Here is a 19955-nt window from a genome sequence, read left to right on the forward strand (position 1 = left end):
CCACGGTGACTGCCGGCACACGGAGGCAACGGGACCTCCTGGCGTGGGTATGATCCCGCGCCCCACCGGCTCACCCGGCAAGGACGACATGGCTGACGAGAGCGCCGACGACTTCACCGACGAGACCGAGTTCGAGGAGGACCTCACGGCCACGGAGATCGACGAGGAGGACCTCGAGGACCTTGTCGAGGAGCCCGACGAGTTCGAGGAGGACGTCGTCCTCGACACCGACGAGGACGAAGAAGACGTGGTCGTCGCCGCCCCAGTGACCGAGGAAGCGGCCGAGGAGGACGAGGAAGAGGACGAGATCCTCAACCCGGACGACGTCGAGGCCGACCTGGACACCATCCTCAAAGACCGCCTGGTCACCGCGCCCGACGAGGAGGAGGAGGACGAGGAGGAGGCCGAGGTCGACGATCGCGGTGAGGGCGCCGACCGCATCCAACCGCGACGCCCCGGGGAGTTCGTCTGCCAGTCCTGCTTCCTCGTCAAGCACCCCAGCCAGCTCGCCGACCCCACCCGGATGCTCTGCCGCGACTGCGTCTGACGGCCGAACCCGGGCGTACGGGGACTCGCCCGGCCGCGACCGCGTGGGTCATGATCCGTGCATGACCGACGCGCGCAACCCTGCCGATCGGGCGCTCGACCTGCTCGTCTTCGCGCCCCTGGGGCTCGCCCTCGAGGCACGTGAGCTGCTCCCGCACCTGACGGAGCGGGGCCGCAGCCAGCTCGAGAGCCAGGTCGGCATGGCCAAGGTCGTCGGCCAGTTCGCCGTGCAGATGGGCAGGGCCGAGATCGACAAGCGGCTCGCCCGGTTCCGCGGGGAGAGCGAGGTCGCGGTGACGGCGGCGCCGCCGGTCTCGGCGGCCACGGCGCCTCTCGCGCCACACCCGCCCGACGACGCGCCCGGCCCGCCGGCGTCCCGGCCGAACGGACGGGCCGCCGTGGCCGTCGGCTCGCTGGCCATACCCGACTACGACTCGCTGGCCGCGTCACAGGTCGTGCCCCGGCTGGCCGGGCTGTCGACGACCGAGCTCGACGCGGTGCGGCGGTACGAGGAGGCACACCGCGGGCGCAAGACCATCCTGGCCCGCATCGTGCAGCTCCACGCCAGCTGATGGAGGCGGCTCGTCCGGCCACGCCCGACGACCTGGATCGCCTGGCCGCCCTGGCCGAGGCCGGCCGGGCCGAGCTGGCGCCGACCAGGGGTGGCGCCGTCTGGGCCGCCCGCGAGGCCCGCGCCAGGCCGGTGGAGCGCTCGCTGGCCTCGGCCATCACCGACCCCGACCAGCTGGCGGCGGTGGGCACGATCGACGGCACCGTCGTCGGCTATGCGGTCACCCGCCTCGAGCAGCTGCAGGACGGCACGACGCTCGGGGTGATCGACGACCTGTTCGTGGAGCCCGGCGCCCGGGAGGTCGGGGTGGGGGAGGCCCTGATCGACGAGGTGATCGCCTGGTGCCGGGACCGGGGCTGCCGGGGGATCGACGGGCTGGCGCTCCCGGGCAACCGGGACACGAAGAACTTCTTCGAGACCTTCGGGTTCACGGCCCGAGCGATCGTCGTGCACCGCCGGCTCGAGGAGCCGGGACCGTGAGCGGCGACGCACCGCAGCCGCTCGTGTGCGTCGGCGCGGTGGTCGTCGACGACGAGCGCCTCCTGCTCGTTCGGCGTGGCCGGGGGCCGGCCGCGGGGGAGTGGTCGGTGCCGGGGGGCAGGGTCGAGGCGGGGGAGACGCTGGCCGAGGCCGTGGTGCGGGAGCTCCTCGAGGAGACGAGCCTCGAGGGCGTCTGCGGCCCCCTGCTGGGGTGGGTGGAGCGGATCGCCGCCGACCACCACTTCGTGATCCTGGACTTCCTCGTCACCGTCCTCGACCACCAGGAGCCCGTGGCCGGCGACGACGCCGCCGAGGTGGCCTGGGTGCCCCTCCACGAGGTCGCGGAGTGGCCCCTGGTGGAGGGGTTGGCCGAGTTCCTGCACGACCACGGGGTGATCGACACGTTCACCTGACGCGACGGTGCCGGCCCACTGGCCGGCACCGGCAGATCATCTGGTGGTGCGCCGATCGCTCAGCGGCCCTTCCACTGCGGCGGCCGCTTCTCGATGAACGCCTGCAGGCCCTCGGTCAGGTCCTCCGACCCCAGGACGGCCCCCATGGCTGCGTCGGTCATCGCCTTCAGGGTGTCGTCGTCGCCGGTCTCGGCGGCCAGCACCACCTTGCGGCTCTCCCACACCGCGAGGGGCGCCGACTGGCAGATCTGCTCGGCGAGGGCCAGGGCCCCGTCGAGGGCCTTGCCCGGCTCGGTGAGGCGGTTCACCATCCCCAGGGCGTAGGCCCGTTCGGCGGGGATCGGCTCGCCGGTGAGGATCGCCTCCAGGGCGACCCGCTGACCCACCGCCCTGGGCAGGCGGAACAGCCCGCCGGCCCCGGCGACCAGGTTGCGCTTGACCTCGGCCAGGCCGAACGCCGACCGGGTGGAGGCGACCACCAGGTCGCAGGCCAGCGTGATCTCGCACCCCCCGGCGGTGGCCAGCCCGTCGATCGCGGCGATCACCGGCTTGGTGCGCTCACGGTACGCGAAGCCTGCGAAGCCGCCCTTGGCAGTGCTGAGGGAGGCGCCCTCCCCGGAGTTCAGCGCCTTGAGGTCGGCACCTGCGCAGAACACGGGGCGATCGCCCTGCGTGACCGCCGTGATGATCCCGACCCACAGGCCGGGATCCTCCTCGAGGCGGTCGATGGCGGCCTCCATCTCGGTGGCGACCTGACCGTTGACCGCGTTGCGGGCCTCGGGCCGGTTGAGGGTGATGAGGGCAACCTTGCCCCGGACTTCGTAGTCGACCATGGCGGCGCAGGCTAGCGAGAGGGGAGCGGCCCGCCCAAGCCGGCGCACACCCATCCCGCGGGCACGGGGGCGCGGCTCGGTAGCCTGCAGGCTCGCCGAGCGCTGGGAGGCACGAGATCGACGGCTCCGGGCACCTGCGCTGCCCGTTCTGCGGCACCTACGAGGTCGAGCGGCTCTACCTGGCCACGCTCGGCCTGGACGCGTGCCGCTGCCGCTCCTGCTGCGCTCGGTGGGACGAGGAGCGCACCACGGGTGGGTACCGGGGGCTGGCGAGTCGCAGCTCGGCGGTGACGCCCCGCAACCTGTGAGCCGTCCGCCGGGCGCCGGTTGCGTGCCGGTGTTCGACCTCGACGGCACCCTGCTCGACTCCGACGACGCCCTCGTGGCCCCGTTCGTCGCGCTCGGCGTGCCACGCGACGCCGTTCGCTTCGGTGCCCTGCTCGCCGACGAGTGCGCCCGGCTGGGCATCGACCCGGAGGCCTACCTCGACCGCTACGACGACACCGCCGCCGACGCCTACCCGGGTGTCGAGGAGCTGCTCGCGGCGCTCCAGCGCTGGGCCATCTGCTCGAACAAGCACCCGCGTTCGGGCTCGGCCGAGCTGCGCCGGCTGGGCTGGACGCCGGACGTGGCGCTCTTCTCGGACGCGTTCGGCGGGCCGAAGCAGCTGGAACCCGTGCTCGACGCGCTGGGCCTGGGGCCCGACGAGGTGGTGTTCGTCGGGGACACCGAGCACGATCGGGCCTGCGCGACAGCCGTCGGCTGCCCGTTCTGGGTGGCGGGCTGGAACCGGCGGGCCACCGGTCTCGGGGGCGACCTGGTTCTGGCCGACCCCCGCGAGGCCCTCGACCTCCTCCGCTGACTCCCTAGTGGTCGACCGCGGCGGGCGGCTCGGCGGCGGCGGGCGGCTCGGGGGTGACCGGAGGCTCGGCGGCGGCGGGCGGCTCGGGTGCCGGGGCGGGCGTCACCGCGGCGGGCGGCTCCGGGGTGACCGGAGGCTCGACCGCGGCGGGCGTCACCGCGGCGGGCGGCTCCGGGGTGACCGGAGGCTCGGCGGCGGCGGGCGGCTCGGGTGCCGGGGCGGGCGTCACCGCGGCGGGCGGCGCCGGGGTGACCGGAGGCTCGACCGCGGCGGGCGGCGCCGGCGTCACCGCAGCGGGCGGCTCCGGTGCAGGAGCCGGCGTCACCGCGGCGGGCGGCTCGGGTGCAGGGGCCGGCGTCACCGCGGCGGGCGGCTCGGGTGCAGGGGCCGGCGTCACCGCGGCGGGCGGCTCCGGGGTGACCGGAGGCTCGACCGCGGCGGGCGGCTCGGGTGCAGGGGCCGGCGTCACCGCGGCGGGCGGCTCGGGTGCCGGAGCCGGCGTCACCGCGGCGGGCGGCTCGGGTGCCGGAGCCGGCGTCACCGCGGCGGGCGGCTCGGGTGCCGGAGCCGGCGTCACCGCGGCGGGCGGCTCGGGTGCCGGAGCCGGCGTCACCGCGGCGGGCGGCTCGGGTGCCGGAGCCGGCGTCACCGCGGCGGGCGGCTCGGGTGCCGGAGCCGGCGTCACCGCGGCGGGCGGCTCGGGTGCCGGAGCCGGCGTCACCGCGGCGGGCGGCTCGGGTGCCGGAGCCGGCGTCACCGCGGCGGGCGGCTCGGGTGCCGGAGCCGGCGTCACCGCGGCGGGCGGCTCGGCGGCGGCGGGCGGCTCGGCGGCGGCGGGCGGCTCGGGTGCCGGGGCGGGCGTCACCGCGGCGGGCGGCGCCGGGGTGACCGGAGGCGTCTTGGCGCGGGGCTCGCGACCCGAGTCGCCTCGGGTGCCGGGCGCGGGCCGCTTGGGCGCAGACGGCCGGCGAGGGGGCCGCGGACGGCTCGGCCGAGCGTTCGGCGCGGGCTCGATGCCGAACTGGGCGGCGAGCTGGGGCACCTGGGGTGCCAGGCGCCGCAGCGACGACAGCAGCTCGGCGCCGGGCTCCACCGGCACGCTCTCGGCAACCACGGCCCGGCGCACCGGTGAGAGCGCGACTGCCTCCACCATGGCGACCCAACGCTCCGTGGCCGTGTCGGCGGTGAGCCCGGCCGACGCGGTGGAGGAGAGGCGGGCGGCCAAGGCCTCCGGGAAGGGCGCGCCGGCCTTCGGCGGCCGCGAGCTCAGGCGGAGGGCGCGGACCACGCGGCCGTCCCCGAGGGTGGTGGCGATCTCGGCGAGCCACTCGGCGTGCTCGCGCTCGACCCGATGGGCGAGCGCGTCCCGCAGCCGGACGGCCTGCTCGCGGCTCTCGTCGTCCTTTGCCGCGTCGTCGGCGGCCACCACGACGGAGCGGAGGTCGCGCAGATCGAGATCGTCCACCTCGGAGAGGGCCGCATCGGCACGGTCGCGCCACTCCGCGGCGCGCAGGCGGGGGAGGAGCTCCTCGGCCAGCGCCAGCACGCCCGCCGGGTTCACCTCGGGATGGCCGGCGGCACGGGCCTCCACGTTCTGCGTCTCGAGGGCCTGACGGACCGCCGGGATACCGCCGCGAAGGAGCTGCTCGGCGACGGGGCGCTGCTCCTCGGGCAGCGACGCCAGCACCGCGGCCCGGTGGGCTCGGCCGGGTCGCAGCCGCTTGGGCTTGGGCTTCGGCTCCGGTGCCGGCCGCGCGGGTCGGGCGGGCCGGGGACGGGTGGGCCGCTCGCGGGGCGGGCGGCTTCCGGCCGCGCCGCCGTCGGCGGGCGCCTCGGCTCGCTGCCCGCCCGAGCTGCGGCCCTCACGGGGCGGCCCCTCGGTGCGGCGGGGGCGATCCGGGCGGCGGCGCTCGCCGCCCTCGCGGTCGCGGCGATCCGGGCGAGGTCGCCTGACGAGCGACGTCGTGATGCCCTGGAAGCCCTGCTCCGAGCCCAGGATCTCGAGGCGGTCCTCGTCGGCCTTCGCGCTCTTGGGGGGGAGCACGGCGAGGACGCTGATGCCGTCGACGTCGACGTCGGCCTCGACGCGCAGCACGTCGCCGACCTTGGCCGCCCGGGGAAGGAGCGAGCCGTCGAGCACCCCTCGGGGCTCGCGCGCACCGGCGGCCCGCCAGGTCCACGACCCGTCGTCGCGCGCGCTGGTGAGTTCGACGTCGATCCTCCGCGGCACGGGGGATCACCCTAGTCGTGCCCGCTGGTCCGCAGAACCGCCGGTCGGGACCTTGGTCCCATGGAGCGGTGACCCCGTGCCCTTCGCCGCGCGTGGCCAGTCGTGCACCATGACGCCACTGCGGAGCGCCGTCGCGCGCCCGGGGGGAGGAAGCCCGTGAAGATCCTCGTGCTGGAGAGCGACGCCGGCGTCGCCGATCAGAGCATCGAGCAGCTGGAGAAGGCCGGACACCAGGTGGCCCGCTGCCACGAGCCTGGTTCGGCGGCCTTCCCGTGTGCGGCGCTGAGCGATCCGCACGCCTGCCCGGCAGAGCAGGGCGTCGACGTCACGCTGCTCGTGCGCAGCGAGGCCGCCACCACGCCGTCGACCATGGAAGACGGCGTGTCGTGCGCCATCCGGCGGCGCCTGCCGGTGGTGGTCGCCGGCGACACCGACGACAGCCCCTTCGCACCGTTCGCGACCGTGGTGGGCGACGACGTGGTCACCGGCGTCGAGCAGGCGGCCCGAGGCAACCAGACGGCTCACGCCGAGGCTGCCCTGGCCGCCCTCCCGGAGGTGCTCGAGCTGGCGGGCGTCGACCCCAGCTCCGTCGACGTCCAGGTGTTCCGCCACGGCACCGACCTCAAGGTCGTCCTGCGCCTGCCCGAGGGCATGGAGACCTTCCACCGGCAGGCGGCCGCCGTCCGCGCCGCCGGAGCCGTGCGGGCCTTCGACCCGTACGCCACCCGCATCGACGTCGACGAGGCCCCGCCGGCCTGACCCGGTCTCGGTACGAGCCCGCCGACCCCCCGACGACGGGCCACGTGCGCCCAGAATCCTCGTTATGTCGAGTTGAGGGGAGCGCGACCCTGCGGGGCCCTCGACCAACGCTCCCCCTGGCCCCGCCGCTCCTCCCGCGACCCCTGCGACCCCTGCGACCGGAATCAGTCGACGTGCCCCGGGGTTGCAGCCCTCGACCGGCGCCGCTCGGGCCCGGAAGCCTGACCGTGGAGCGATCGTCCATGCTGCGTCGACCTGTGCTCGCCCTCTCCCCCGTGCTCGTCGGCCTCGTGCTGCTGGTGGCCTGCGGGAGCGACGACGGCGACGACGGGTCGTCGACAGCCGGCGGGTCGGAGGTCTCCACGTCGACCACGATCGACCCCGTGGCGGCCGCCCGGGCCTACGCCGAGCCGGGCCCGTACCCGGTGGGCGTGATCACCCTGCCCCTGGCCGACGGCCGCGAGGTCGAGGTCTGGTACCCGGCGGTGGCGGGCTCGGAGGCGGGCCGCACGCCGGCGTCGTGGGATCTGCGCGACGGCCTTCCCGACACGCTGTCGGCACTGGTCACCGACGACCTGGCGCCGGTGTACGAGACCGCCGCCTACCCGGACCTCCCCCCCGCCACCGAGGGCCCGTACCCCCTGGTGCTGTTCAGCCACGGCTTCGGCGGCGTCCGCACCCAGTCGACGGAGCTCACCACCCACCTGGCCTCGTGGGGGATGGTGGTCGCCTCACCCGATCACCCGTCGCGGGGCCCTGCGGTCCTGCTCTCCGGTGCGCCGTCGCAGGGAACCGGCGAGGACGATCTGCTCGACGCCATCGAGCTGGTGTCGAGCCAGGCCACGACGCCCGGCTCGCCCCTCGACGGCCTGGTCGACACCGAGCTGCTCGCCGTGGTCGGCCACTCGGCCGGCGGCGGCAGCGCCTTCCTCCTCGCCGAGGATCCCCGGGTGCTCGGCTACGTGGCACTGGCCTCGCCGGTCGGCGTGCCGCGCCCGCCGGCCCCCGGCGAGAGCACCACGTCGAGCGTCACGGCGCCACCCCCACCCGACAAGCCGTCGCTGCTCATCGCCGGCGACGATGACGACATCGCCGACCTCGACCGGGTCGAGCAGGCCTACGAGCGGCTGCCGGCGCCCAAGGAGCTGATCGTGATCGGTGGCGCAGGCCACCAGGCGTTCTCCGACATCTGCCTGATCCGGCCCGACCTCGGTCGCCTGCCCGGCATCGCGACGCAGATCGGCCTGACGTTCCCCGAGCGGACCGTGCAGCTCATCGACGACGGCTGTGCCGACCCCACGCCCGTGGAGAGCACCTTCCCGATCATCGATCACACCACCACCGCATGGCTGCGGGCGCTGTACGGGATCGACCCCGAGCCCGTAGGCCTCGGCCCCGAGCTGGCCGAGGCCTATGCACCCGTCCCGGTCACCGTGACCGCCGAGGGCTGAGCGTCTCGGGGCCCCGCCCGTCGGCGACGACGCCGGCTCGGTCACGACGAGAGTCCACGAACCCGGAGTGCCACCGGCCGATGACCTTCGGCCCTTCCCCCCTCCGCTCCGATCGCGGTACGCCAGACGCGTCGGCGCCCGCCGACACCTGCGAGGACGGCCGGTGGACGCACCCACTGCCAGCCAGGGCATGGTGGTCGACCTCGACGGCCTCGCGCGCCTCGTCGAGGCGCTCCAGCGCCGGTGCACCGAGGTGATCGGGCCCGTGGTGCGCGACGCGGCCGTCGTCCTCGATCGCATCGAGACCGCCGACGACCTGCCCGCCGGGTGGACCGACGACCAGGCACCCGGACGGTACCGGCTCCGCCGCCGGCAGGACGCGGCCCGGTTCGGGCACGCCCTGGGCCCCCATGCGTGGAAGCGGGTGCTGCACCCGCCCCGCGAGCGCCTGTGGCGCGCGGAGCGGGCGCCCGGGGCCGAGCTCGGGCCGGCGGTGTCGGCGGTGGAGGTCACCCCGAGCCGGGCGCTGCTCGGGGTGCGGGCCTGCGACCTGGCGGCCCTGGCCGTGCACGACCGGATCTTCGGCGACCCCTCGCACCCGAACCTCGCCTACCAGGCTCGGCGAGCGGCCTCCTGGGTGGTGGCCGTGCAGTGCACCGACCCCGGCGGCACCTGCTTCTGCGCGTCTCTCGGCACCGGCCCGGCGGTCGCGCCGGAGGCCGGCGCCGACCTGACCCTGACCGAGGTGCTCGACGGCGGCCACCGGTTCGTGGCCCGGCCCGACACCGCTCGGGGGGCCGACCTGCTGGCCGAGGTGGCCGGCCGGCCGGCCGGGCCCGACGACGAGGCGGCGGCCGCGGCCCGGGTGTCGGCCGCGGCCGGCCGGATGGGTCGCGCCCTCGACCCGGAGGGGCTGCCCGCCGCCCTGGCCGCCCACCTCGAGCACCCCCGGTGGGAGCAGGTGGCGGACCGGTGCCTCGCCTGTGGCAGCTGCGCCCTGGTGTGCCCGACCTGCTTCTGCTCCACCGTGGAGGACGTGGCCGACCTGGACGGCTCGGGCACCGAGCGGTGGCGGCGGTGGGACACCTGCTTCACCGCCGACTTCTCGTACATCCACGGGGGGACGGTGCGGGCCTCGACCGCCGCACGGTACCGCCAGTGGCTGCTGCACAAGCTGTCGACCTGGGCCGACCAGTTCGGATCGCTCGGGTGTGTGGGCTGCGGCCGGTGCATCACCTGGTGCCCGGTCGGGATCGACCTGGTCGAGGAGGCCAGCGCCGTCGCCGGCCGGGCCTGGCCGCCAGATGGGATCGGAGGTGCGTCATGAGCGTGCCGAGCGCCATCCTCGCCGAGCTCCTCGCCCGCCACGCCCCCTTCAACGACCTCGATCCCCACCACGTGGTCGAGCTGGCCGGGTGCGCCGAGGAGGTCGCCTTCGCCGAGGACGAGGTCGTGTTCCGGGAGGGGTCGCAGGCCGACACCTGGCACGTCGTCCGCGAGGGGCGCATCGCCGTGCGCATCGCCCGGCCGGGCCGGGCGGCCATGACGGTGGCGACCCTGGGCCCCGGGGAGGTCGTGGGCTGGTCGTGGCTGTTCCCGCCGTACCGCTGGACGAGCGACGCGGTGGCGATCGAGGCCACGCGCGCCATCGCCTTCGACGGCCGGTGCATCCGGCTGCGCTGCGACGAGGACGCGGTGCTGGGCCGGGATCTCATGCTGCGGTTCGCCCAGATCGCGATCGACCGCCTGCAGACCACGCGGTTCCAGCTCCTCGACGTCTACGGCGATGGCCCCAGCCGCTAGCAGCGCTGCCCCGACGATCGTCGGCACCGACCCGTGGGTGCCCCGCCGGTACCGCGTCGCCGGGCGCCGCCGGGAGACCAGGGAGACCGTCACGATCGAGCTGGAGCCCCTCGACGCGCCCATCGACCCGCCCGAGCCGGGGCAGTTCACGATGGTGACGGCCTTCGGTGTGGGCGAGGTGCCCATCTCGGTGAGCGCCGACCCGGGCACCGGCGCGCCCCTCTCGCACACCATCCGCTCGGTGGGAGCGGTGACGGCGGCGCTCTGCGACGCGCGCCGGGGCACGGTGGTCGGTGTTCGCGGTCCGTTCGGCACCGACTGGGGCGTCGCCTCGGCCCGGGGCCACGACCTTGTGCTGGTGGCCGGTGGCATCGGGCTGGCGCCCCTGCGCCCGGTGCTCCAACGGGCCCTCGGCGAGCGCGACGCCTACGGGCGGATCGTGGTGCTGGTGGGCGCCCGCTCGCCCGACGACCTGCCGTTCCAGCGCGACCTGCGGGCCTGGCGGACCCACCTCGACGTGGCGGTCGAGGTTACCGTGGACTACGCGGGGCCGGGGTGGCGCGGCGACGTGGGGGTGGTGACGAAGCTCATCCCCCGCGTGCCCTTCGACCCGACGGTCGCCGTGGCCATGGTGTGCGGCCCGGAGGTGATGATGCGGTTCACCGCCCAGGCCCTCGAGGCCCGTGGTGTGGATCCGTCGCACATCCGGGTCTCGCTGGAGCGCAACATGAAGTGCGGCATCGCCCAGTGCGGCCACTGCCAGCTGGGTCCGGTGCTCGTGTGCCGGGACGGTGCGGTCCTCCCCTACGACCGGGTGGCCCGCCTGGTCGCGGTCTGGGAGCTGTGATGGCAGCCGCGGCGTCTCGTCGGCCCCGCCTGGCGGTGTGGAAGTTCTCGTCGTGCGACGGCTGCCAGCTCAGCCTGCTCGACTGCGAGCGCGAGCTGCTCGCGGTGGCCGAGGCCGTCGAGATCGCCCACTTCCTGGAGGCCTCGAGCGCCGTGGGGAAAGGCCCGTACGACGTGTCGCTGGTCGAGGGCTCCATCACCACGCCGGCCGACGCGGCCCGCATCCAGCGGGTGCGAAAGGCGTCGCGCACGCTGGTGACGATCGGCGCGTGCGCCACCGCCGGCGGCATCCAGGCACTCCGCGACACCGCCGAGCTGGCCGAGCTGGCCGGGGCCGTCTACCCGGACCCGGACTGGCTCGAGGTGCTTCCCCGGTCGACCCCGATCGCCAACCACGTCCGTGTCGACCTCGAGCTCCGGGGCTGCCCGATCGACCGAGGTCAGCTGCTCACCGTCATCGACGCGCTGCTCCACGGCCGCCGCCCGGACCTCTCCACCCACAGCGTGTGCGGGGAGTGCAAGGCCAGGGGCACGGTGTGCGTGCTGGTCGCCAGCGGCACCCCGTGCCTGGGCCCGATCACCCAGGCCGGCTGCGGGGCGCTCTGCCCCACCTGGCACCGGGGCTGCTACGGGTGCTTCGGTCCGGCCGAGACGGTCAACGGCGCCTCGCTGAGCCGGCACGTCCTGGCCGGCGGCGCGCCCGCCTCCGCGCTGCTCGGGCCGCTCCGATCGTTCAACGTGGGCGCCGAGCCCTTCCGGCGCACCGCGGCGAGGATCGAGGAGGAGGGGGGGCGCACGTGACGGGGGGCGGGGGCGACCGGAGGACCCTGAAGGTGGCCGCCCTGGCCCGGGTGGAGGGCGAGGGCGGCCTCGACGTGCGGATCCGCGACGGCGCCGTGACCGACGTGCGGCTGCGGATCTACGAGCCGCCCCGCTTCTTCGAGGGCCTGCTGCGCGGCCGGCGGTACACCGATCCACCCGACATCACCGCCCGCATCTGCGGCATCTGCCCGGTCGCCTACCAGATGAGCGCGTGCCAGGCCGTCGAGGACGCCTGCGGCGTCCACGTCGACGAACCGGTGCGAGACCTCCGCCGCCTCCTGTACTGCGGTGAGTGGATCGAGAGCCACGCCCTCCACGTGTACCTCCTCCACGCCCCCGACTTCCTCGGGTACCCGGGCGCGCTCGAGATGGCCCGCGACCACCGCGAGGTCGTGGAGCGGGGCCTGTCCCTCAAGGAGGCCGGCAACGACCTCGTGGCCGCGGTCGCGGGCCGTGCCATCCACCCGGTGAACGTCTGCGTGGGGGGCTTCCACCGGGCGCCCACGGCGAGGGAGCTCGACCCCCTCCGCGCTCGCCTCGAGCAGGCCCTGGACGACGCCCTGGCGACGGTGCGGTGGGTGAGCGGCTTCGACGGGCCCGACCTGGCCATCGACGCCACGCTGGTCGCGCTCCGCCACCCGACCGAGTACGCGGTGCTCGACGGACGGCTCACCTCCACCGGTGGGCTCGATCTGGCCGTGGATCGCTTCGGCGACGCCGTGGTCGAGACGCAGGTGCCCCACTCGACGGCCCTGCACGGGCGGCTCGTGGGCGACGACCGCCCCTACCTCGTCGGGCCCCTGGCCCGGTTCGCGCTGAACGCCGACCGGCTCCGACCGGCGGCACGCGCCGCGGCCGCCGACGCGGGTCTCGACCCGTCGTGCCGCAACCCGTTCCGCACCATCGTCGTGCGGGCCGTCGAGATCGTGCACGCCGCGGAGGAGGCCCTGGCGATCCTGGAGGGCTACCAGCCGCCCGACCCGCCGGCGGTGGCGGTCGAACCGCGGGCAGCCACGGGCCATGGCGCCTCGGAGGCGCCACGCGGCCTGCTGTACCACCGCTACGAGCTGGCTGCCGACGGCACGATCGCCGCGGCCCTCATCGTGCCGCCGACCTCGCAGAACCAGCCTCGCATCGAGGAGGACCTCCGGCTCGTCGTCGAGGCCGGCCTCCACCTCGACGACGCCGAGCTCACGCAGCGGTGCGAGCAGGCCATCCGCAACTACGACCCGTGCATCTCGTGCGCGACGCACTTCCTGACGCTCACCGTCGACCGCGACGGGCCCCCGGGCGCACCGCAGCCGTGAGGCGGCGGTCGGGCTAGGCGAGGAAGGGGCTGGAGTAGCTGGCGAGGGTCTGCAGGTAGTTCGCCCGCAGGTAAGCGGACGGATCGGCCACGGCGCGCTGGCTGACGCTCCCCCGCAGCTGGCCCACCGACTCGTACTCGTGGGTGGCCATCCACTCGAGGAGCGTCGCCTCCACCCGCCCGACGTGCTCCGGGCCGTTGCGGAGCAGGGCCGACGCCAGCATGACCACGTCGGCGCCGGCGAGCAGCAGCTTGGCCGCGTCGTAGCCGGTGTGGATGCCGGTGGTGGCCGCCAGCGACGCGTCGACGTGACCGTGCAGCACGCCGATCCACCGCAGCGGGAGCCGCAGCTCCTCCGAGGTGCTCAGGGCCACCCGGGGCGCGACCTCGAGGCGCTCGAGATCGAGGTCGGGCTGGTAGAAGCGGTTGAACAGCACGAGGCCCCGGGCCCCGGCCCCGACCACCCGGGTCGCGAAGTTCGGCAGCGACGAGTAGAAGGGACCGAGCTTGACCGCCACCGGCACGTCGACGCTGCTGCTGACCGCCGCGACCAGCTCCAGCTCGGTCTCCTCCACCGCCGACGCCGGCACGGCCGGGTCGGCGGCCATCACGTAGAGGTTGAGCTCGAGGGCGTCGGCCCCGGCGTTCTGCAGCAGGTGGGCATAGCGGATCCACCCGCCCGCGGTGGTGCCGTTGAGGCTCGCGATCACGGGGACGGACAACCGCTCCTTGGCCCGCTCGACCAGCGTGAGGTAGCGCTCCGGCCCGGTGTTGTAGACGTCGAGCTCCGGGAAGAAGTCGCTGGCCTCGGTGAAGCTCTGGGCGCCGGTGTCGAGGACCCGCTGGAGCTCGAACAGGTCGTGCTCCACCTGCTCCTCGAACAGGGACGGGAGGACCACGGCGGCGGCGCCGGCGGCCTCGAGGCGGGCCAGCACGTCGAGGTCGCCGGTGAGGGGCGACGCCGAGGCCACGATCGGCGACCGCAGGTCGAGCCCCAGGTAGCTGGTTCGCAGGTCGGTCACGCCAGACCCCCTTCGGCCGGTCCGTCCTCGTCGCCACCGCCCGAGTGGGGCACGGTCCGCTCCATGCCGGCGAGCTGCTCGTAGTAGCGCCAACGCTCGTCGACGTCGGCCTGGGCCAGCTGGAGGAGGCGCTCGGCCCGCAGCGGGTCGGAGCGCGCCAACATGGCGAAGCGGGCCTCGGCCAGGGTGAAGTCGCGCAGCGGGAGCGACGGCGCGTGGGAGTCGAGGTGGAACGGGTGGGTGTGCTCGTCGACGCCGGGCTGGAACCGGTACAGCGGCCAGTAGCCGCTGCGGACCGCGTCGCGCTGGTGGGCCATGGACGTGGTCATGTCGATCCCGTGGGCGATGCAGGTGCTGTAGGCGATCACCAGCGACGGGCCGGGCCAGGCGTCGGCCTCGAGGAGCGCCTTGACGGCCTGCACGTCGCTGCCGCCCATCGCGATCTGCGCGACGAACACGTGCCCGTAGGCCCGGGCGACGGCCCCGAGGTCCTTCTTGCCGGTCGACTTGCCGGCCATGGCGAACTTGGCCACCGCGCCCCGCGGCGTCGCCTTCGACGCCTGCCCACCGGTGTTGGAGTACACCTCGGTGTCGAGCACGAGGATGTTCACGTCGCGCCCCGACGCCAGCACGTGGTCGAGGCCCCCGTAGCCGATGTCGTAGGCCCACCCGTCGCCGCCGACGATCCACACGCTCGTGCGGACCAGGTCGTCGGCGATCGAGGCCAGTCGCCGGGCCAGCACGGCCTCGTCGCCACCGACGGCGGCCAACCGGTCGCGCAGCTTCGCGACCCGCCGCCGCTGCGCCGCGATGCCGGCCTCGTCGGACTGATCGGCCTCCAGCAGGTCGGACGCCAGGTCGTGGTCGACGGCGGGCGCCAGCCTGGTGAGCAGCCGGTGGGCCTCGTGCTGGTGGCCCTCGAGGCCGAGCCGCAGCCCGAGGCCGAACTCGGCGTTGTCCTCGAACAGCGAGTTGGCCCACGCCGGCCCCCGGCCCTCGGCGTTCACGCTCCAGGGCGTCGTGGGCAGGTTGCCGCCGTAGATCGACGAGCAGCCGGTGGCGTTGGCCACCACCATCCGGTCGCCGAAGAGCTGGCTGAGGAGCTTCAGGTACGGCGTCTCGCCGCACCCGGCGCAGGCCCCGGAGAACTCGAAGAGCGGTTCCAGCACCTGCGATCCCTTGACCGACGCGGGGTCGAGCAGGGACCGGTCGAGCTCGGGGATCGTCAGGAAGGCGTCGAAGCGGGCCCGCTCGGCGTCGCGGTGCTCGTCGGCCGGCTCCATGTTGATGGCCTTGTGCTTCACCGCCTCCTTGCTCTTGGCCGGGCAGGTGTCGACGCACACGCCGCAGCCCGTGCAGTCGTCGGGGGCGACCTGGATGGTGAGCAGGTGCCCGGGCAGGTCCCGCGACCGGAAGTCCTTGGCCAGGAACCCGTCGGCCGCGGGCAGGTCGTCGACGGGGAAGACCTTCATCCGGATGGCGGCGTGCGGGCAGACGATGGCGCACTTGCCGCAGTCGATGCAGATGTCGGGATCCCAGATCGGCAGCTCGCGGGCCAGGGACCGGCGCTCCCAGCGAGCCGTCGCCGTCGGGAACGTGCCGTCGACCGGGAGCGCGCTGACGGGCAGCAGGTCGCCCTCCCCCGCGAGCATCCGGGCCGTGACCCGCTGCACGAAGTCGGGGGCCTCGGGCGGCACGACGGGGCGGCGGTGGATCCCGGCCGCCACCGCGGCCGGGACTTCCACCCGGTGCAGCTCCTGGAGGGCCCGGTCGACCGCCTCGAAGTTGCGCTCCACGACCACCTGGCCGCCTCGGTGCCCGTAGGTCTTCTCGATCGAGCGCTTGATCTCCTCGACGGCCCGCTCGGCCGGCAGGATGCCGGCCAGCGCGAAGAAGCACGGCTGCATCACGGTGTTGATCCGCCCGCCCATGCCGAGCTCGCCGGCGAGGCGGTGGGCGTCGACCACCCACAGCTCGATCCCCTTGTCGAGGATCTGGTGCTGGACCTCCTCGGGCAGGTGCTCCCACACCTCGTCGGGGCCGTAGGGGCTGTTGAGCAGGAACGACGCCCCCGGCTTGGCCAGCGACAGCACGTCGATGCGGTCGAGGAAGTGGAACTGGTGGCAGGCGACGAGATCGGCCTGGTCGATGAGGTACGTGGAGCGGATCGGCGACGAGGAGAAGCGCAGGTGCGAGACGGTGACCGCGCCCGCCTTCTTGGAGTCGTACACGAAGTAGCCCTGGGCGAACAGGCCGGCCTGCTCGCCGATGATCTTCACCGAGTTCTTGTTGGCCCCCACGGTGCCGTCGCTGCCCAGCGCGTAGAAGACGGCGCGGGTCTCGCTGCGGTCGGTCATGAACGTCGGGTCGACCTCGAGGCTGGAGTGGGACACGTCGTCGACGATGCCGACCGTGAAGCGCGCCCGGGGCTCGGCGCGGCCCAGCTCGTCGAAGACGGCCTTGGCCATCGCCGGGTTGAACTCCTTGGAGGCCAGCCCGTAGCGCCCCCCGATCACGCGGGGCATGGTGGCGCGGGCGCCGGTGGCCACCGCCTCGGCCAGGGCGGTGATCACGTCCTGGAAGAGCGGCTCGCCGACCGAGCCGGGCTCCTTGGTGCGATCGAGCACCGCGATGGAGCGCACGCTCGCCGGCACCGCCGCCAGGAAGGCCTCCACGGGGAAGGGCCGGAACAGCCGCACCTGGGCCAGGGCGACCCTCTCCCCCTCGGCCACCAGGGCGTCGACGGCTTCCCCCACGGCTCCGGCAGCGGATCCCATGAGCACGATGAGCCGCTCCGGTTCGGGGTGGCCGCTGAGCTCCACCAGGGCGTACGGGCGGCCGGTCCGCTCCGCCAGGCGGTCCATGGCGTCCTGGACGATGGCCGGCACCGCGGCGTAGTAGGGCGAGCAGGCCTCGCGCGCCTGGAAGAACACGTCGGGGTTCTGGGCCGACCCCCGCAGGACCGGTCGGTTCGGGTCGAGGCGCCGGGCGCGGTGGGCGAGGATGTCGTCCTCCGCGACCAACGCCAGCAGGTCGTCGACGGTGAGGCGCTCGATGCGGTTGACCTCGTGCGAGGTCCGGAACCCGTCGAAGAAGTGCAGGAACGGCACCCGCGAGCGCAGGGTGGCGGCGTGGGCCACCAGCGCCAGGTCCTGTGCCTCCTGGACGGAGCCCGACGACAGCAGCGCGAAGCCGGTGGACCGGGCCGCCATCACGTCGCTGTGGTCGCCGAAGATCGACAGGGCGTGCGTGGCGATGGCCCGTGCGGCCACGTGGATCACCGCGGGGGTGAGCTCCCCCGCGATCTTGAACATGTTCGGCAGCATCAGGAGCAGGCCCTGCGAGGCCGTGAAGGTGGTGGCCAGCGCCCCGCGCTGCAGCGCGCCGTGCAGCGCGCCGGCCGCGCCGGCCTCCGACTGCATCTCGATCACCTCGGGCACGTTGCCCCAGGCGTTGGGCCGGCTGCTGGCCGACCACGCGTCGGCCAGCTCCCCCATCGCGGAGGCGGGGGTGATCGGGTAGATCGAGATCACCTCCGACAGGGCGTAGGCGACCTCGGCCGCCGCCTCGTTGCCGTCGACGCACGTCCACGAGGGGCCTGTCGCCGTACCCGTACCGCTGCCTGCCATCTGCCCCTCCACGCGATCGCGATCCCGCCGCTCGCCTCTCCCGCCGACGCTACGGGGGGTCTCCGCACCCAGGGAGGGGAGCAGGTCACGACATCGGGGACCAAAGACCCTCCGTCCCACCCGCCGTAGACTCGCCTCGCCGCCCCCGACCGGAGGTCCCACCGTGGCCGTCCAGCCCCTGTCGCACCCGCCCGTGTTCTCCTCGGTCGACGACGAGCGGCTCCACCGCAAGCAGCGCCTCGCGGCCTCGTTCCGGCTGTGGGCCCGCTTCGGCTTCGACGAGGGGCCGGCCGGCCACATCACGGCCCGCGACCCGGAGCTCCCCGATCACTTCTGGGTGAACCCCTTCGCCCGGCACTTCGGCCTGATCCGCGTGTCCGACCTGCTGCTCGTGAACGACGCCGGCGAGGTCGTGGTGGGCGACGCACCGGTGAACCGGGCGGCCTTCGCGATCCACTCGCAGGTGCACGCGGCCAGGCCCGACGTCGTCGCCGCCGCCCACTCGCACTCGATGCACGGGAAGGCGTGGTCCTCCCTGGGGCGGCTGCTCGACCCGATCACCCAGGACGCCTGCGCCTTCCACCGGGACCACTCCCTGTTCGACGACTACACGGGCGTGGTGCTCGACACCGAGGAGGGCAAGCGGATCGCCCACGCGCTCGGCGACCACAAGGCCGTGATCCTGCGCAACCACGGCCTGCTCACGGTGGGTCGGTCGGTCGACGAGGCGGTGTGGTGGTTCGTCACCATGGACCGCAGCTGCCAGGCACAGCTGCTCGCCGAGGCGGCCGGCTCGCCGGTGCTGATCGACGACGACGACGCGGCGCGCACCCGCGGCCAGGTGGGGAGCCACCTGGCGGGCTGGTTCAGCTTCCAGCCGCTGTACGACTGGATCGTGGCCCAGGAGCCCGACCTGCTCGACTAGAACCGTCCGCGATCGCACCACGGGGGGACACATGGACTGGCCGCTGCGCTTCGGGATCTTCCTGCCGCCCATCCACAAGGTGGGCCAGAACCCCACCCTGCTGCTCCACCGCGACCTCGAGCTGATCGAGTGGCTCGACGAGCTGGGCTACCACGAGGCCTGGGTCGGCGAGCACCACTCGGCGGGGTCGGAGCTGATCGCCTCACCAGAGGTGTTCATCGCCGCCGCGGCCCAGCGCACCCGTCACATCAAGCTGGGGACCGGGGTGAACTCGCTCCCCTACCACCACCCCTTCATGCTCGCCGACCGCATCGTGATGCTCGACCACCTCACCCGGGGCCGGATGATGTTCGGGGCAGGTCCGGGGCAGCTCACGTCCGACGCCGCGATGCTCGGGATCGATCCCGACCTCCAGCGACCCCGCATGGAGGAGGCGTTCGACGTGATGATGCGCCTGTTCCGGGGCGAGACCGTCACCCGGCACAGCGACTGGTTCACCTGTGACGAGGCGGTCCTCCAGCTCCGGCCGTACACCGACTTCGACATCGCCGTCGCGGCGTCCATCTCGCCGTCGGGCTCCAAGCTGGCCGGCCGCTACGGCGTGGGCATGCTCTCGGTCGCCGCGACCGACCCCATGGGCTTCGAGGTGCTCGCCAACCACTGGACGGTCGTCGAGGAGGAGGCAGCCGCCCACGGTCACGTCCCCGACCGGCGCGCCTGGCGCCTCATGGGGCCGATGCACGTCGCGGACACCGTCGAGGAGGCCAAGGAGAACTGCCGGTACGGGCTGGAGTGGGTGTTCGACTACCTCAACCACATCATCCCCACCGGCTCCGACGGCGTCGTGCGCAGCTTCGACGAGACGGTCGACCTGATGAACGAGACCGGCCGGGGCGTCATCGGCACCCCCGAGATGGCGGTCGCCCAGATCCAGCGGCTGATCGACCAGTCCGGTGGCTTCGGCTGCTACCTCTTCCTCGGCGCCGACCTGGCCGACTGGCCCGCCACCAAGCGGCACTACGAGCTGGTGGCCCAGGAGGTCATGCCCTGCTTCTCGGGCCAGCTGGCGCCCGTCCGGACCGCGTACGACAAGGTCATGGGGGCCGGCGACCGGTGGGTGAGCGCCACCCTGAACGCCCAGATCAAGGCCATGGGCGACTACGCGGCCGAGCGGGAGGCCCGGGCCGCAGGAGCCGCCGCAGGCGAGTAGCGGGGGGTATGCTGCCCCGGTCGTCGACCCCCTGCGGGAGAGCGCACCGGCCGTCCCGGCAGCCAGCCGGGCGGTGCGGAGCCGCCGAAGGAGCAACCGCCCCCGGAACCTCTCAGGCACCCGGACCGCGGGGGTGAGGCACCTCTGGAGAGCAGGCGCCCCGGCGCCTCACCGACGGGGTAAGCCGTGGCCGGGCTCCGGCCGCGGTGAATCTCTCAGGTCCTCCCGACAGAGGGGGGCACGAGCC

The 19955-nt window shown here is 74.4% G+C and carries 18 protein-coding genes and 1 riboswitch; of the genes, 14 read left to right on the top strand and 4 right to left on the bottom strand.

What is annotated here, in order from left to right; genetic code table 11:
* Positions 1-88: 88 nt before the first annotated feature.
* From IPM45_01380 to IPM45_01395, 4 genes are all read left to right on the top strand, one after another.
* Positions 89-547 carry a DUF4193 family protein gene (locus IPM45_01380; protein ID MBK9178222.1) on the top strand — a complete coding sequence of 153 codons (459 nt, stop codon included), beginning with the start codon at positions 89-91 and terminating at the stop codon, positions 545-547.
* Between the two features lie 61 nt (positions 548-608).
* Positions 609-1118 (top strand): hypothetical protein, encoded by a 510-nt coding sequence (locus IPM45_01385; protein MBK9178223.1) that lies wholly within the window; start codon positions 609-611, stop codon positions 1116-1118.
* Entirely contained in the window at positions 1118-1597 is a 480-nt protein-coding gene (locus tag IPM45_01390; protein MBK9178224.1) for a GNAT family N-acetyltransferase, read from the top strand. Before IPM45_01385 ends, IPM45_01390 begins: the two co-directional genes overlap by 1 nt.
* Positions 1594-2010, top strand: coding sequence for an NUDIX hydrolase (locus IPM45_01395; GenBank protein MBK9178225.1), 417 nt, complete (start codon positions 1594-1596; stop codon positions 2008-2010). The genes IPM45_01390 and IPM45_01395 overlap by 4 nt, the downstream gene beginning before the upstream one ends.
* A gap of 59 nt (positions 2011-2069) precedes the next feature.
* Here IPM45_01395 and IPM45_01400 read toward each other — a convergent pair whose 3' ends face one another.
* Complete coding sequence (locus IPM45_01400; GenBank protein ID MBK9178226.1) at positions 2070-2843, bottom strand: crotonase/enoyl-CoA hydratase family protein; 774 nt, start codon at positions 2841-2843, stop codon at positions 2070-2072.
* A gap of 304 nt (positions 2844-3147) precedes the next feature.
* On the opposite strand from IPM45_01400, the gene IPM45_01405 reads away from it, so the two are divergent.
* Complete coding sequence (locus tag IPM45_01405) at positions 3148-3705, top strand: HAD family hydrolase (protein ID MBK9178227.1); 558 nt, start codon at positions 3148-3150, stop codon at positions 3703-3705.
* 4 nt (positions 3706-3709) lie between these two features.
* Here the strand turns inward: IPM45_01405 and IPM45_01410 are convergent, their stop codons facing one another.
* A complete protein-coding gene (locus IPM45_01410) occupies positions 3710-5935 on the bottom strand; it encodes a hypothetical protein (protein MBK9178228.1) in 2226 nt (741 codons plus the stop codon).
* Between the two features lie 156 nt (positions 5936-6091).
* Between IPM45_01410 and IPM45_01415 the strand changes: the two genes are divergently transcribed.
* The 7 genes from IPM45_01415 to IPM45_01445 all read left to right on the top strand — a co-directional run bounded on the left by IPM45_01415 (position 6092) and on the right by IPM45_01445 (position 12923).
* Positions 6092-6694 carry a hypothetical protein gene (locus IPM45_01415; GenBank protein ID MBK9178229.1) on the top strand — a complete coding sequence of 201 codons (603 nt, stop codon included), beginning with the start codon at positions 6092-6094 and terminating at the stop codon, positions 6692-6694.
* Positions 6695-6936: 242 nt separating this feature from the next.
* Positions 6937-8145 carry a hypothetical protein gene (locus IPM45_01420; GenBank protein ID MBK9178230.1) on the top strand — a complete coding sequence of 403 codons (1209 nt, stop codon included), beginning with the start codon at positions 6937-6939 and terminating at the stop codon, positions 8143-8145.
* Between the two features lie 190 nt (positions 8146-8335).
* On the top strand, positions 8336-9472 hold the full coding sequence (locus tag IPM45_01425; protein MBK9178231.1) for a 4Fe-4S dicluster domain-containing protein: 1137 nt from the start codon (positions 8336-8338) through the stop codon (positions 9470-9472).
* Positions 9469-9948 (top strand): cyclic nucleotide-binding domain-containing protein, encoded by a 480-nt coding sequence (locus tag IPM45_01430; protein ID MBK9178232.1) that lies wholly within the window; start codon positions 9469-9471, stop codon positions 9946-9948. The genes IPM45_01425 and IPM45_01430 overlap by 4 nt, the downstream gene beginning before the upstream one ends.
* Positions 9932-10795, top strand: a complete 864-nt coding sequence (locus IPM45_01435; GenBank protein MBK9178233.1) for an FAD/NAD(P)-binding protein — start codon at positions 9932-9934, stop codon at positions 10793-10795. The genes IPM45_01430 and IPM45_01435 overlap by 17 nt, the downstream gene beginning before the upstream one ends.
* Complete coding sequence (locus IPM45_01440; protein ID MBK9178234.1) at positions 10795-11595, top strand: oxidoreductase; 801 nt, start codon at positions 10795-10797, stop codon at positions 11593-11595. The genes IPM45_01435 and IPM45_01440 overlap by 1 nt, the downstream gene beginning before the upstream one ends.
* Complete coding sequence (locus tag IPM45_01445; protein MBK9178235.1) at positions 11592-12923, top strand: Ni/Fe hydrogenase subunit alpha; 1332 nt, start codon at positions 11592-11594, stop codon at positions 12921-12923. Before IPM45_01440 ends, IPM45_01445 begins: the two co-directional genes overlap by 4 nt.
* A gap of 13 nt (positions 12924-12936) precedes the next feature.
* Here the strand turns inward: IPM45_01445 and IPM45_01450 are convergent, their stop codons facing one another.
* Both IPM45_01450 and nifJ read right to left on the bottom strand, forming a co-directional pair.
* Entirely contained in the window at positions 12937-13944 is a 1008-nt protein-coding gene (locus IPM45_01450; protein MBK9178236.1) for a dihydroorotate dehydrogenase-like protein, read from the bottom strand.
* On the bottom strand, positions 13941-17573 hold the full coding sequence (gene nifJ, locus IPM45_01455) for a pyruvate:ferredoxin (flavodoxin) oxidoreductase (GenBank protein ID MBK9178237.1): 3633 nt from the start codon (positions 17571-17573) through the stop codon (positions 13941-13943). Before nifJ ends, IPM45_01450 begins: the two co-directional genes overlap by 4 nt.
* 163 nt (positions 17574-17736) lie before the next feature.
* Between nifJ and IPM45_01460 the strand changes: the two genes are divergently transcribed.
* Positions 17737-18498 carry a class II aldolase/adducin family protein gene (locus IPM45_01460; protein ID MBK9178238.1) on the top strand — a complete coding sequence of 254 codons (762 nt, stop codon included), beginning with the start codon at positions 17737-17739 and terminating at the stop codon, positions 18496-18498.
* Between the two features lie 43 nt (positions 18499-18541).
* Positions 18542-19708 (top strand): LLM class flavin-dependent oxidoreductase, encoded by a 1167-nt coding sequence (locus IPM45_01465; GenBank protein ID MBK9178239.1) that lies wholly within the window; start codon positions 18542-18544, stop codon positions 19706-19708.
* Between the two features lie 134 nt (positions 19709-19842).
* Positions 19843-19950, top strand: a riboswitch (glycine riboswitch).
* Positions 19951-19955 lie beyond the last annotated feature (5 nt).

This window comes from Acidimicrobiales bacterium (assembly GCA_016716005.1).
Lineage (GTDB): Bacteria > Actinomycetota > Acidimicrobiia > Acidimicrobiales > JADJXE01 > JADJXE01.